The sequence below is a fragment of the Photobacterium sp. DNB22_13_2 genome (assembly GCF_052873915.1).
The window spans coordinates 427,135-439,419 of the sequence record NZ_JBNNXU010000001.1 but is presented as its reverse complement, the minus strand read 5'-3'; the positions used below and the strand labels follow the sequence as shown (position 1 = coordinate 439,419).

The 12,285-nt window shown below is 45.3% G+C and carries 14 protein-coding genes and 1 riboswitch; of the genes, 10 read left to right on the top strand and 4 right to left on the bottom strand.

Going from position 1 to position 12,285, the window contains the following annotated elements:
- The first annotated feature begins 185 nt into the window (after positions 1-185).
- Positions 186-1,628, top strand: a complete 1,443-nt coding sequence (gene luxO / locus ACVA58_RS01895; RefSeq protein ID WP_446508766.1) for a quorum-sensing sigma-54 dependent transcriptional regulator LuxO — start codon at positions 186-188, stop codon at positions 1,626-1,628.
- An 18-nt stretch (positions 1,629-1,646) separates the two neighbouring features.
- Complete coding sequence (locus ACVA58_RS01890) at positions 1,647-2,006, top strand: Hpt domain-containing protein (protein ID WP_446508765.1); 360 nt, start codon at positions 1,647-1,649, stop codon at positions 2,004-2,006.
- Here ACVA58_RS01890 and yvcK read toward each other — a convergent pair.
- From yvcK to ACVA58_RS01875, 3 genes are all read right to left on the bottom strand, one after another.
- Positions 1,968-2,858, bottom strand: a complete 891-nt coding sequence (gene yvcK, locus ACVA58_RS01885) for a uridine diphosphate-N-acetylglucosamine-binding protein YvcK (RefSeq protein ID WP_446508764.1) — start codon at positions 2,856-2,858, stop codon at positions 1,968-1,970. The two genes, ACVA58_RS01890 and yvcK, sit on opposite strands and share 39 nt — an antisense overlap.
- 188 nt (positions 2,859-3,046) lie before the next feature.
- The gene (locus ACVA58_RS01880; RefSeq protein WP_446508763.1) at positions 3,047-3,622 is read right to left on the bottom strand and encodes an LON peptidase substrate-binding domain-containing protein; all 576 of its coding nucleotides are present in this window, start codon (positions 3,620-3,622) and stop codon (positions 3,047-3,049) included.
- 153 nt (positions 3,623-3,775) lie between these two features.
- The gene (locus ACVA58_RS01875; protein ID WP_446508762.1) at positions 3,776-4,003 is read right to left on the bottom strand and encodes a hypothetical protein; all 228 of its coding nucleotides are present in this window, start codon (positions 4,001-4,003) and stop codon (positions 3,776-3,778) included.
- Between the two features lie 179 nt (positions 4,004-4,182).
- A riboswitch (molybdenum cofactor riboswitch) is annotated at positions 4,183-4,325 on the top strand.
- Here ACVA58_RS01875 and moaA point away from each other — a divergent pair.
- From moaA to ACVA58_RS01845, 6 genes are all read left to right on the top strand, one after another.
- On the top strand, positions 4,314-5,303 hold the full coding sequence (gene moaA / locus ACVA58_RS01870) for a GTP 3',8-cyclase MoaA (protein ID WP_446508761.1): 990 nt from the start codon (positions 4,314-4,316) through the stop codon (positions 5,301-5,303). (Overlaps the previous riboswitch by 12 nt.)
- Positions 5,304-5,341: 38 nt before the next feature.
- A complete protein-coding gene (gene moaC, locus ACVA58_RS01865; protein WP_446508760.1) occupies positions 5,342-5,821 on the top strand; it encodes a cyclic pyranopterin monophosphate synthase MoaC in 480 nt (159 codons plus the stop codon).
- Positions 5,818-6,063, top strand: coding sequence for a molybdopterin synthase sulfur carrier subunit (moaD, locus tag ACVA58_RS01860; protein WP_446508759.1), 246 nt, complete (start codon positions 5,818-5,820; stop codon positions 6,061-6,063). The genes moaC and moaD overlap by 4 nt, the downstream gene beginning before the upstream one ends.
- Positions 6,064-6,065: 2 nt before the next feature.
- Positions 6,066-6,515: a molybdopterin synthase catalytic subunit MoaE gene (moaE, locus tag ACVA58_RS01855; protein WP_446508758.1), complete on the top strand. Its 450-nt coding sequence runs from the start codon at positions 6,066-6,068 to the stop codon at positions 6,513-6,515.
- Between the two features lie 266 nt (positions 6,516-6,781).
- Positions 6,782-7,318 (top strand): hypothetical protein, encoded by a 537-nt coding sequence (locus tag ACVA58_RS01850; protein WP_446508757.1) that lies wholly within the window; start codon positions 6,782-6,784, stop codon positions 7,316-7,318.
- A 491-nt stretch (positions 7,319-7,809) separates the two neighbouring features.
- Positions 7,810-8,892, top strand: a complete 1,083-nt coding sequence (locus tag ACVA58_RS01845; protein ID WP_446508756.1) for a porin — start codon at positions 7,810-7,812, stop codon at positions 8,890-8,892.
- A 103-nt stretch (positions 8,893-8,995) separates the two neighbouring features.
- Here ACVA58_RS01845 and ACVA58_RS01840 read toward each other — a convergent pair whose 3' ends face one another.
- On the bottom strand, positions 8,996-9,391 hold the full coding sequence (locus ACVA58_RS01840; protein ID WP_446508755.1) for a MerR family transcriptional regulator: 396 nt from the start codon (positions 9,389-9,391) through the stop codon (positions 8,996-8,998).
- Positions 9,392-9,994: 603 nt separating this feature from the next.
- On the opposite strand from ACVA58_RS01840, the gene ACVA58_RS01835 reads away from it, so the two are divergent.
- Together ACVA58_RS01835 and ACVA58_RS01830 are read left to right on the top strand one after the other, a co-directional pair.
- Positions 9,995-10,168 (top strand): hypothetical protein, encoded by a 174-nt coding sequence (locus ACVA58_RS01835; protein WP_446508754.1) that lies wholly within the window; start codon positions 9,995-9,997, stop codon positions 10,166-10,168.
- Positions 10,169-10,594: 426 nt separating this feature from the next.
- Entirely contained in the window at positions 10,595-12,226 is a 1,632-nt protein-coding gene (locus ACVA58_RS01830) for an ABC transporter substrate-binding protein (RefSeq protein ID WP_446508753.1), read from the top strand.
- Positions 12,227-12,285 lie beyond the last annotated feature (59 nt).

Genomic DNA, 12,285 nt, shown 5'->3' with positions numbered 1-12,285 from the left:
GCAGCAAAATTAGTCGTGTATAGTACTTATTTGTGGACGCTGATTTGCATTTTGCAAAGCAATGTGCGATTCATAATGCTAAAGGCTTTATAGTCAGCTATATTTGAGCGATAACGTAGAAAAAGTCACATCGTTTTTTTTCTTTTGTTTACAATTAGTAAAGAGTGATGGGACTTGGAGGGGCAATGGAAAGCAGATCACATCAACGCTGTATTCTGATGGTTGAAGATACAGCATCAGTTGCAGCGCTATATAAGTCATATCTTAATCCTTTGGGTGTCAACGTGACTATCGTTGGTACGGGGACTGAGGCGTTGGAATTCGTTAAAGAGGTCACCCCCGATCTTATTCTGCTCGACTTGCGCCTGCCCGACATGGAAGGCATGCAAGTACTGGATGTCGTAAAAGGGGATAACCCGAGTATCCCTGTGGTAATAATGACGGCACACGGTTCGATTGATGTAGCGGTCGAAGCCATGCGCTATGGGGCTAAAGATTTTCTCATCAAGCCTTGTGAGGCAGACCGACTAAGGGTCACCGTCAACAATGCCTTGAAAGATGAAGATAGAAAGGCCAAGGGGGAAACCTCTCAATCCTCTTCCAAACAATCCGGTGCCCAATACCAAGGCTTTATTGGCAACAGCCTGCCCATGCAGGCGGTTTACCGCGTCATTGAGTCTGCCGCTTCAAGTAAGGCCACCGTATTTATTACTGGCGAAAGTGGTACCGGTAAGGAAGTGTGTGCCGAGGCCGTTCATGCGGCCAGTCCTAGAAATGATAAACCTTTTGTTGCACTTAATTGTGCCGCTATCCCTAAAGAACTGATTGAAAGTGAATTGTTTGGCCATGTGAAGGGTGCCTTTACTGGCGCGTCGACCGAGCGCCAAGGGGCTGTTGAGTTAGCGAATAAAGGAACACTATTTCTCGATGAGCTTTGCGAAATGGACTTGGACTTGCAAAGCAAATTGCTCAGGTTTATCCAAACTGGGACGTATCAAAAGGTCGGTTCGTCCAAAACCAGTACGGTTGATGTCCGATTTGTGTGTGCGACTAACCGTAACCCATGGCTTGAAGTCCAGGAAGGGCGGTTCCGCGAAGATCTCTATTATCGCCTGCATGTAATTCCCGTCACTTTGCCACCACTGCGCGAGCGAGGTGGCGATGTGTTGGAGATAGCCCACGCCTTGTTGGCATTGATGTCTGTTGAGGAAGGTAAGGATTTCACCCGTTTTTCACCGGATGTGAAAGCACTGTTCGAGCAGTACCACTGGCAGGGTAACGTTCGTGAATTGCAAAACGTTATTCGAAATATTGTTGTGTTAAATTCTGGTCAAGAAGTGTCACTGGATATGGTGCCTCCACCGATTAATCAAGGTGGCGTTAAAATTGCATCCTATCAACCAGTTGTTGCTGGAAATATGGTGGGAGAACTTCCTTCACAAGAGTCCAGCGTAACACCAATAATAGATAAGTCGCAGGTTGAGCCACTATGGATTGTTGAAAAGCGTGCAATTCAGGCCGCAATCGATGCTTGTGACGGCAATATTCCACGTGCTGCGGGTTTGTTGGAAGTTAGCCCGTCAACAATATACCGTAAATTACAAACCTGGCAGGAAGCACAAGGTTAGTTGTAGGGAGAGAGATACATGGCAATGACAATTAATGCTGAGACCATCAAGCGTATGGAAGATGAAGTCGGGCAGGAAACTCTGACACTTCTCCTCAATGTATTTAGCGATGAATTGGAACAATACCAGCGTCAGCTTTCAGAACGCCCATCAATAAAGCAGGTACGAGAGATTAGCCATGCGATCAAGAGCAGCGCCGCCAGCTTTGGCGCCGACGATCTCGCTGATATGGCACAGGAATGTGAGTCACGAGTTCGACAAGGACAAGATGAATGGATTCTAGACCACCTGCCTGAATTTAGGCAGATGGTAGAAGGTATGGCGATTGAGTATAAGCGCTTAGCCAGCCACGACAATCCGGTGAATAGCCTGTTTTAATTTTTCCCTATCATGTCGCCACTGGTGGTTGTTCGATGCTAGTGAGGTAATATGCTGGTTGTATTTTTCATCCAGCTCCTCATGTTGTGTGTCAGTGAGCACGGTATCTATCTGCCGGCCCCCCATAGAACGTTCACACCAGCTGAGCATCTGTTGTAACCCCATCATGCCTGCTGGCCCATTTTCTTTATCTAGATTCGTCACAAAGACAATCTTGGCTTGGCATTTTTTTAGGGCTTGCTCAATGTCTTTGAGCAGAAGCGGTGGCATAACGCTGGTCAGAAAACTACCGGGGCCAAGCAAAATAATATCGGCTTGCTGTATAGCGACGACAGCTTCCTTGGTCGCAGGAACCGCTGGTTCAATATAAAGTCGCTGCGGCACATCAGCCAATTCATCCACACTTGTTTCCCCACAGATGATCTCCCCGTTCATTGTCATTGCAGACAAATCGGCAGGGTGTTCAGTCATTGGCACGATATGGGTTTTTACTTGAAGCATATCGCGGATCAAATTGATGGCTTCTAGTGGGCGTACGGAGAGGTTATCCAGTGCTTTTAGCATCAGATTACCAAGGTTATGACCATTTAACTCGCCATTGCCACGGAACCGATATTCAAAAATCATAGACCCGACGGATGGCTCAGTAATCAGCTGGTTAATGCAGTTGCGTGTGTCTCCCCAAGCGATCCCTCCTTGGCAGGCACGGATCCGGCCTGTTGAGCCACCGTTGTCGGTAGTGGTGACAATACCGGTTACATTTCCGCCAAACTCTGATAGAGCCGAGAGCATACGGCCAAGACCATGACCGCCACCAATTGCGACAATTTTGGCATCTGTAATATTTTTCACTGTCGTATGTACCATCGCTTGCTAAAAAATGTGAGCTGAGTAGGTTATTTGCAGTGTATCGCGTAAGCTGGAATGAATACAAACTATGTGCTTATGATGGTATATCTGTCACGAAATGTGGGGGCGAGTGGATAAAAAAAAACCCTCAACTAGGCTGAGGGTAAAGGCAGTTGAAGCGGTTAAATCGACTAGTGCGGCTGTTGCATAATACTGATCAGGTAATCATAGGTATCAAGGCAGCTAGGTGCACTCAGCAGCATTTGCTTTTCACTGGCAGGTACTGGCAGCAGTTCTAACCAACGCTGGCACAACCAGCTAAGGTTATCGAACTGCTTATTGTGATGAAGATCGCCGAGTTCAGGGTGCTTGCTGAACATTTGCTTAAGCTTTTCAGCCAGAATTTCTTGATCCTGGCGGACTTCGGTTTCTGGCCATGGTGGGATGAATTGACAATCACCGCAGAAGAAGCCTTCGTCGCTTTCTTCCATGTGATCAATAGTGAAATTTTCGTGTCCTGCCACGGTAACGATTAAACAACCGTTATTGGGAGAAACATCAAAATCTTCAACAGTGACACGTGTACCGATTTGAAAGAAATGGTGGCCATGTTCATCTTGGTCAAACATACAAACACCAAAACTGTTGCCTTCTCGCATTGCGGCTTTGAAAGCTGCCATTTGTGGCCCCGGAGCAATACGAAGAGGGATGCGTCCACCGGGTAAGACGTGGCGTTTTTGGAATAGTAGCGGTATGTAAGTATTCATAGTCTAATCCGGTTACTGATTGTCTGATGAAATAGACACTGCAAATGGGATACCAAGATTACATACCGCTTAAAATAGGTTTTCAGCGCGTTTGACTCTATTTATCTTTTTAAAATGCAAAAAAGTACTAATCCGCAATTTTCATTTTGCGAATTATTTCTGATTCGCAATTATTTTCATCGCATTATCGCTTGGGAGTAACTCAAGATGGCTTTGTTCATCGAAGTACCAGCCCTTGATTAATCCTTTCTCCTGCATATCAATAAAACCGTTGATGACAAGCTTGGCTTGCTCGTGGGCATGAGCCGAATCTAACCCTTCTTCACGCTGTAAGTAGAGGGCAACATCATCGACTGTCGCTGATTCAATAATATTGGACATAATATCCTCACTTTTAGTAAGAAATTTTACCGGTATTCCCTTTAGTAGTATTGTCGCGAATTCGGCTGAAAGGTAGAATGCAGCACGAAAAAAAGAGAGAGTTTGCCTGTATGGTGATTCCTCTGATATTTTTATTACTAATACGCTGTTGTGCGCATTTTGGTTTTATCCTGTGCTGTACAATTGCCATGCTCCGAGCTTTTTTCACTAAGTGCCTCATTGTGGGGGATATGTGATTCAAGCCAGTGACAAGTTGTCACCAGGGTCGATAAAGAAATGAATCGGCCTCCCGTACTTGGAAAGGTGTTCCGTGGCGAAACAATTTGAAGATAATCACCATCGCAAGTTTTATTACTTGCGTTTGTCGGTTACAGACGTCTGTAACTTTAAATGTACCTATTGCCTGCCTGATGGCTACCACCCTCAACAGAAGAAAAAGCCATCATTCCTAACGCTAGATGAAATCCAGCGTGTAACAGGCGCGTTTGCTGAATGTGGTACGTCAAAAGTGCGCATTACTGGCGGTGAGCCAAGCCTGCGCCGTGATTTTACTGATATCATCCGCACGGTTGCTGAGCAGCCTGGTATCCGCAAAGTTGCGACGACGACCAATGGCTACCGTATGGCAAAGCATGTCCATGAGTGGCGTGAAGCCGGTTTGACCCATATCAATGTGAGTGTTGATAGCCTTGACCCAAAGATGTTCTACCAAATCACCGGTGAGAATATGTTTAATCAGGTTATGGAAGGCATTGATGCGGCTTTTGATGCTGGCTTTGAACAAGTCAAGGTCAATACCGTACTGCTAAAAGATCTCAATTCCCAGCAGTTGCCGCAGTTCCTTGATTGGATCAAGACTCGGCCAATTCAACTGCGCTTTATCGAACTAATGCAGACTGGTGAAATGGATGATCTGTTTAACAATCATCATGTTTCCGGTGTCAGTATCCGCAATTACCTGATTGCCAATGGCTGGCTATTGAAGCTGAAAAGTAACAATGATGGCCCGGCTCAAGTATTCTGTCATCCTGATTACAAGGGTGAGATCGGCCTGATCATGCCTTACGAGAAAGATTTCTGTAAAAGCTGTAATCGTCTGCGTGTTTCTGCCTTGGGTAAGCTGCATCTGTGCCTATTTGGTGATCATGGTGTGGAGTTGCGCGACCTGCTTCAGGGTGATGAACAACGTGATGAGCTGATCGCCCGTATCCAGGGTGGTTTGGCAGAAAAAGCGGTCAGTCACTTTCTTGATGATGGCAATACTGGCATGACACCAAATCTAGCCTCTATTGGTGGCTGATCGCCACCTTTTCAAATTTTCTTTTTTGGGACAGACGGATGAACCAATTTACGCATATTAATGCTTCTGGTGAAGCAAACATGGTTGACGTGTCAGCAAAAACTGACTCGGTCCGAGAAGCGCGTGCAGAAGCATTTGTGCATATGGCGCCGGAAACACTTGGGTTGATCGTCTCTGGCCAGCACCACAAGGGCGATGTATTTGCCACTGCCCGTATTGCCGGTATTCAGGCTGCTAAAAAAACATGGGATTTGATCCCACTGTGTCATCCACTGCTGCTGTCGAAAGTTGAAGTTCAGCTTGAAGCGATTGAAGCAGAAAACATGGTTCGTATTGAGTCTTGTTGTAAATTGGCTGGTAAAACGGGTGTAGAAATGGAAGCGCTGACTGCAGCCTCTGTTGCGGCATTGACCATTTATGACATGTGCAAAGCTGTCCAGAAAGACATGGTGATTGGACAAGTTCGTCTGCTGGAAAAAACGGGCGGCAAATCTGGGCATTTCAAGGTGGAATCATGATCAACGTATTATTTTTTGCGCAGGTTAAAGAGCTTGTTGGCGTTGACCGCCTGGAAGTTCCTGCTGAATTTGCTACCGCTGAAGCGTTGCGTCAGCATCTGGTTACGAAAGGTGACAAGTGGCCGTTAGCGTTGGAGCAGGGCAAACTGCTGGTAGCGATTAACCAGACAATCAGTTCTCTGGATGGCGAAATCAAAGATGGCGACGAAGTGGCCTTCTTCCCACCAGTGACTGGAGGCTAGTCATGATTTCTGTTCAGTTCGAAGATTTTTCTGTTGCTGATGAATATGAGCAACTATCCCAAGGGACAGATGCCGGCGCGGTTGTAACCTTTGTTGGTAAAGTACGTGATTTCAACCAAGGTGATGCTGTCACCGGTTTGTCGCTGGAACATTATCCAGGGATGACCGAAAAGTCCTTAGCTGCCATCGTAGAGCAAGCTGGCGAGCGTTGGCCGCTGCTGAAAACTCGCGTTATCCACCGTGTGGGTGACCTAGCGTTGGGTGATCAGATTGTATTCGTTGGTGTGACCAGCGCTCACCGTGGTGCGGCTTTCGAAGCCTGCGAGTTTATTATGGATTTCCTGAAAACCCGTGCGCCGTTCTGGAAGAAAGAACAAACACCGGATGAATCGCGTTGGGTGGATGCCCGTGAGACAGATACCTCAGCAGCAGATCGCTGGCAGGATAAATAGTTATGTAATACTGGCACCTGTCTCATGCAGGTGCCAACATGCTCAGCCTCAAGCCTCAAGCCTCAAGCCTCAAGCCTCAAGCCTCAAGCCTCAAGCCTCAAGCCTCAAGCTGCATAATCTTTCTTTATTATTCAGCTATTTTTTCACCAACCTCTGTGCTACCTTGAATTTAAAGGTATAAATAACCAATTAAAGTGAATGGTTATGGTTTTTATGGCCGGTTGGAATCGGTCAAATGCAAAAGCAAGCAACAGAGGAGTATGCTAATGATCAGGAGCGATCGACTACTCTACGAACTTGAACCTGATGGTTTTGGCGGCCGCCACTGCGAGTCTTGGGAAGAGTGGCAGCCGAAAGCCAGTCAGGCTCTGCCTAACTTCCCCGAAGATGTATTGAAGCAATGGCTTTTCAGGCACTGGAAAGGGGTGCTCTGCAACTGGGGTTGGTTGGATTTTCAGTCAATGCGCTTTGAACTTGAGTCTTGGACCAGTGAGCAAATTCAGTCACAAATTCATACGCCACATCAAGAAGTTGTTGATAAATTATCGCGCCGTATGACGAACCCGGTATTTCAGCGCAGTTGGTTGGTACAGCAAATGCAGGAAACGGGAACCTGGCCACAAGCCCCAATTGTGCTTCGCTATGCTCGAGATATACCGATGACAAACGGTAAGTCGCTTAAGGCCCCTTACAATTTACTGGAAGGGCACCATCGCATGGCATATTTGAATAAAATTATTGAGCAAGGTGCATATCACCAAGAACAGCACAAAATTTGGATAGTTAGCATACCGCTGCATTAACAGCATAACCACCTGCCAATATCGTCCGCTAGAAAAAGGGGAATGACTATCATGTCATTCCCCTTTTTTATTAAATAAGTTTCTTATTGTATTTATTTGCTGTAGCTCGGGGAAAATGTACCACTTGTTATCGGTTTGTTTCTCTTTGTGCTCAAAAAATAGCCTATTGGTTGCTTTTCTTATACCGATTTTCCTTTTTTATAAATCTCTTATTCCTTTTTGTTATTGAGAGGCTTGTGATTTGCACCGATGGTGCCCTGAATAAAACCTGAACAAGATATGGGTTTATCTGAATATTAATGTCTTTATTGAGGTTTTTTGTGGTTTTTTATGTGTTTTATTTATGTTTTTTTAGATGGCGGAAAGTGCTGTGATATTTTTTCATGTCAGTTTTTTGCACTGTTGATGTATTTTTTTGTTGTTGATATGTTTCATTTCGACTCAGGACGAGTCAGCAAGATTACAAAAATTATTATTACAGGTAAGTAAAAATGAAAAAAACACTTCTAGCAGTAGCAATCCCAGCAGTACTTTTCGCTCATTCCGTATCCGCCGTAGAAATTCTAAAAACCGACGAAGCACTTGTCGACTTCTATGGCCAACTTCGTACTGAAGTGAAAAAATTAGATGATAAGGATGTCACTCTTAATGCTGGTTCTTCACGTGCAGGTGTACAGGCACAGTACGCTGTCACAGATTCGGTAGATATCTTCGGTAAGGTTGAGTTTGGTTTGAACTACAACACCGCTGATGAAGATTACACCATGAAAAACCGGCTACACTTCGCCGGTGTAGATACAGATTTCGGTAAGCTATCATTCGGTCGCCAGTGGGTGGTTGCGGATGATATTTACGGCGCAGATTACTCATACTTCTTCGGCGGTACTGCTCTACGTTATTCAACCCTTTCTGGTGCCCGCCACGACTCGCTAATTAAGTATAACTACGAAGGTGAAAATTTCATCGTCGCGGGTAACGTTGGTTTGGCCGAAGATGATACCAACCAAGAGCTAGCAGAACTGTTTATTGCATCTAGCTACGGTGGTTTCAACTTCCACGTGGGTGGTGGTGTAAACCGTGATAAATCTTTCAAAGTTGGCTCAATTGAAACCACTCCAGTTCCAAGTGCACCTGATTTTACTCAAAGCGAAGATGTTACTGCTGATTTGGAAAACACCTACTTTGAGGGTACGGTTGAGTACACGTTTGGCGCTGCGTTAATCGGTTTCACTTACTACAATGCAGAACTTGAAAACAAGGGTAATGGCGCGACTATCGATGAAGATGGTTACAGCCTTGCCGGTACTTACAGCTGGGCAGACAATGCAACCGCTTATGCTGGTTATGAGTACACAGAGCAGGAGTCTAAATCACTGAATGCTGACGGTGACGGCAAACTGTTCTACATCGGTACCGATTACCACTTCAACAGCTGGTCTCGTATCTACGTTGAGTACGCTTACGCAGATGGTGATACCCTAGGTTACACCAACAAAGGTAGCGACAGCTTCGTTGGCGTAACATCAGCAGATGGCGAAAGTAACTTCGCTGTGGGTGCCCGCGTCTACTGGTAATCCTCCCAACGTTCATTGTCTTATTTATTTTTGCCCGGCCATGCGCCGGGCTTTTTTATTCCTGAAAGAGGGGGATATCTAAAAGGTATATAAAGGAGGGGATTTACTCGAATTTTTTCAGGTGCTGATAGCATTTTCTTTCTGCGGCATTGAGTTCCATCATTAAGCGGTTGATATCGGCTTGTTGTTGTTTGAGTTTTTGTTGGCGTGATTGGATGGTGTGGAGCATATGTTGTGCTTGGGAGGGGCTCTGAGCACCTGAATCATAGAGCTGGAATAATTCCTGTATCTCTTGCAGGCTGAAGCCAAGACGCTTGCCACGCAAGATTAGGATTAGCCGGGCTCGGTCTTGGCGTGTGAACACCCGGGTATTCCCTTTTCTAAGCGGTATTATTAGCCCCTGATCTTCATAAAACCTGATACTGCGTAGCGTTAGCGAAAACTCTTCCGCGAGCTGTGAAATGCTGTACACAACTTCTTGCTTAGTGGCGTCCCTCATTGATTCTATCCTTGAACTGTTTTTATACGCGCTGAGATCAAATCCGTGATCTACTGATGATCATTCCATAACATGCAGTGGATCACAAGTATTTAACATGTTGGTGCCACATGAACGAAAAAAAGCCCCTCATAGAGGGGCTTGTAGGCTTGTCTATCAAGGTTTAGTTGATACGCTTATTCTGCTTTTGGCTTGCGCGATGGTGGCACATAGCCGTGGCGAACGCGGGAAGGACTTGGACGCGAAAAACAACCAGCTGGTCTCATACTTTCTGACTCTCAAGGATAACGGAACGGGAACGGAATGCAGGTTAAACCAAAGATTTACCCTACAAAAATATAGTAGCGTTAATCAGAGGTGAGAGAAACGTATCAAAGTTGAAAAGTTCAGCTATGTAACAACTTAATCTATCGGGGTTGCTTTATATACATTTTGGTTATTTTGGCGGCATAATCGTTGGGGGAGAGGAAGGAAAAAATGCGGATCCTGTGCCATGCTTATTGCTGTGTCTGAGGAACAGAGTCCGTCTGTGGCAATGTTATTATAGACATAGGATATTACATTTATGGGTCAAAATTGCTGTGGTTAACAGCGGAGGGTTCCATGAAGCACAAAAGAATGTCTAATCGTCGAATCAAGCAAATGATGGAAGACATCAACCACGATGGTTTGTTTGATGAAGCTATAAGCAACGAGCATAAATCCATGGTTGAGGGAAAAGAACAATCAATAAATGAAGTCCCCCCCAATATCAACATGGATAGCGAGAACAAATAATAAGCGCCGAAAGGCGCTTTTTTTATGACTAGATATCATGATTTTGCGTAAATGTTGTTGACTTATTGCGTTAGTGTAAATAACCCAAGGCGTTTCTGCTGTATATTTATTCATTTCTACAATTAATTATTCAAATATGCCTTTTTTTTGGCGTATTTGGCGGATTTTTCTCTATATCTTGGGTTTTGTGACACATCTGGCTGCAACAAAAGTGTCAACTAGTTGCTTGTGCTGGATATTCAGTCTCCATTAAGAATTATGTCGGTTTTTGTAATCAAAATGTGGCAAATTACTTCAATGCCTGATAATGTTTTGACCAATTCTTCGGTTTGCTTTGTGTTGTTTAGGATTAATGATGCAAATATTGTGAGATGGCACCGACTGGAGAACGCAAGGACGTATTTAACGATGTATTGGAGCTAATGCATGTATAAGAATAAAATTACCCAGACGATTCTACTGAGCGCTGGTATGGCTGTAGCAGCCACTTCTTTTTCCACTCTTGCTGCTGACGTACCGGAAGGGGTAAAACTTGCTGCCAAGCAAGAATTGGTTCGTGGTAACGGTACTGAAGTTGCCTCACTTGACCCACACAAAACAGAAGGTGTGCCTGAGTCACACGTTATCCGTGACCTGCTTGAAGGTTTGGTAAACCAAGATGAAAACGGTAACACTGTCCCTGGTGTTGCTGAAAGCTGGGAAACTACCGACAACCGCACTTTCACATTCCACCTGCGTAAAGATGCAAAATGGTCAAACGGCGATCCTGTGACTGCACATGACTTCGTTTACAGCTTTAAGCGTGCTGTTGACCCCGCAACAGCGTCTCCGTATTCATGGTACCTAGAAATGACCACCATGAAGAATGCAGATGAAATTATCGCAGGTAAAGCCGATAAGAATACACTGGGTGTTTCAGCGACTGATGACAACACTCTGGTTATCGAGCTTGAGCAGGCTGTTCCATACTTCGTTAAGATGATGGGTCACACCACGGTTAAACCCGTAAACCGCAAGATTGTTGAAAAATTTGGTGATAACTGGACTAAACCAGAAAACTTCGTAGGTAATGGCGCATACACTCTAGACAACTGGGTTGTGAACGAGCGTATCGTATTGACTCGTAGCGAGAACTACTGGGATAACAAAAATACTGTTATCAACAAGGTTACGTTCCTGCCAATCGAAAACCAAGTGGCTGAAATGAACCGCTTCCTAGCAGGCGAGATTGATATCACCAACGAACTACCAAACGAACACTTCCGCCGTCTTGAGAAGCAGCACGCTGATTCAGTGTCTATCTCAGGTAACCTGTGTTCTTACTACTACGGCTTTAATAACCAAAAAGCGCCTTTTGACGACGTACGTGTCCGTAAAGCCCTGTCTTACGCTATCGACCGTGACATCGTGACCAAAGCGCTGCTTGGCCAAGGCCAGAAATCGGGCTATTTCCTAACACCTGAAATTACCGCTAACTTCAACCCAGTGACGCCTGAGTACGGTCAAATGACTCAGAAAGAGCGTAACGCGAAAGCGAAAGAGCTGCTAGAAGAAGCCGGCTTTGGTCCTGGTAACCCACTTAACTTCACACTGCTTTACAACACATCAGAAAACCACAAGAAGATTGCAGTCGCAGTTGCTTCTATGTGGAAAAAGAACCTGAATGTGACAGCTAACCTGGAAAACCAGGAGTGGAAGACTTACCTAGATACTCGTCGTCAGGGTGACTTTGACGTAACACGTGCTGGTTGGTGTGGTGACTACAATGAAGCATCAAGCTTCCTGTCACTCATGCAGAGCAATAACAGCTCGAATGATCCTCGCTACAACAGCAAGGCATACGATGCGATCATGGCGAAAGCGCTGGAGTCTACCTCAGATGCTGAGCGTGAGCAGCTATACATCCAGGCTGAGCAGTTGCTAGCCGAAGATATGCCAATTGCACCTATCTACCAATATGTGAAAGCGCGTCTGGTTAACCCACAAGTGGGTGGCTACCCTGCGAATAACGCAGAAGACAAGCTATTCTCCAAAGATATGTACATCATTGCTGAATAATAACCAGCAAGAAGCATGATAATAAGCACTGCTCTCAGGACGAGAGCAGTGCCCTTTCT

What these genes read in the sequence shown, in the direction of transcription:
- ACVA58_RS01835 (WP_446508754.1), top strand. Translation starts at nt 9,995, where the DNA reads ATGAAGCACAAAAGAATGTCTAATCGTCGAATCAAGCAAATGATGGAA.
- ACVA58_RS01880 (WP_446508763.1), bottom strand. Translation starts at nt 3,622, where the DNA reads ATGAATACTTACATACCGCTACTATTCCAAAAACGCCACGTCTTACCC.
- ACVA58_RS01890 (WP_446508765.1), top strand. Translation starts at nt 1,647, where the DNA reads ATGGCAATGACAATTAATGCTGAGACCATCAAGCGTATGGAAGATGAA.
- ACVA58_RS01830 (WP_446508753.1), top strand. Translation starts at nt 10,595, where the DNA reads ATGTATAAGAATAAAATTACCCAGACGATTCTACTGAGCGCTGGTATG.
- moaE (WP_446508758.1), top strand. Translation starts at nt 6,066, where the DNA reads ATGATTTCTGTTCAGTTCGAAGATTTTTCTGTTGCTGATGAATATGAG.
- moaC (WP_446508760.1), top strand. Translation starts at nt 5,342, where the DNA reads ATGAACCAATTTACGCATATTAATGCTTCTGGTGAAGCAAACATGGTT.
- ACVA58_RS01850 (WP_446508757.1), top strand. Translation starts at nt 6,782, where the DNA reads ATGATCAGGAGCGATCGACTACTCTACGAACTTGAACCTGATGGTTTT.
- luxO (WP_446508766.1), top strand. Translation starts at nt 186, where the DNA reads ATGGAAAGCAGATCACATCAACGCTGTATTCTGATGGTTGAAGATACA.
- ACVA58_RS01840 (WP_446508755.1), bottom strand. Translation starts at nt 9,391, where the DNA reads ATGAGGGACGCCACTAAGCAAGAAGTTGTGTACAGCATTTCACAGCTC.
- ACVA58_RS01845 (WP_446508756.1), top strand. Translation starts at nt 7,810, where the DNA reads ATGAAAAAAACACTTCTAGCAGTAGCAATCCCAGCAGTACTTTTCGCT.
- moaD (WP_446508759.1), top strand. Translation starts at nt 5,818, where the DNA reads ATGATCAACGTATTATTTTTTGCGCAGGTTAAAGAGCTTGTTGGCGTT.
- ACVA58_RS01875 (WP_446508762.1), bottom strand. Translation starts at nt 4,003, where the DNA reads ATGTCCAATATTATTGAATCAGCGACAGTCGATGATGTTGCCCTCTAC.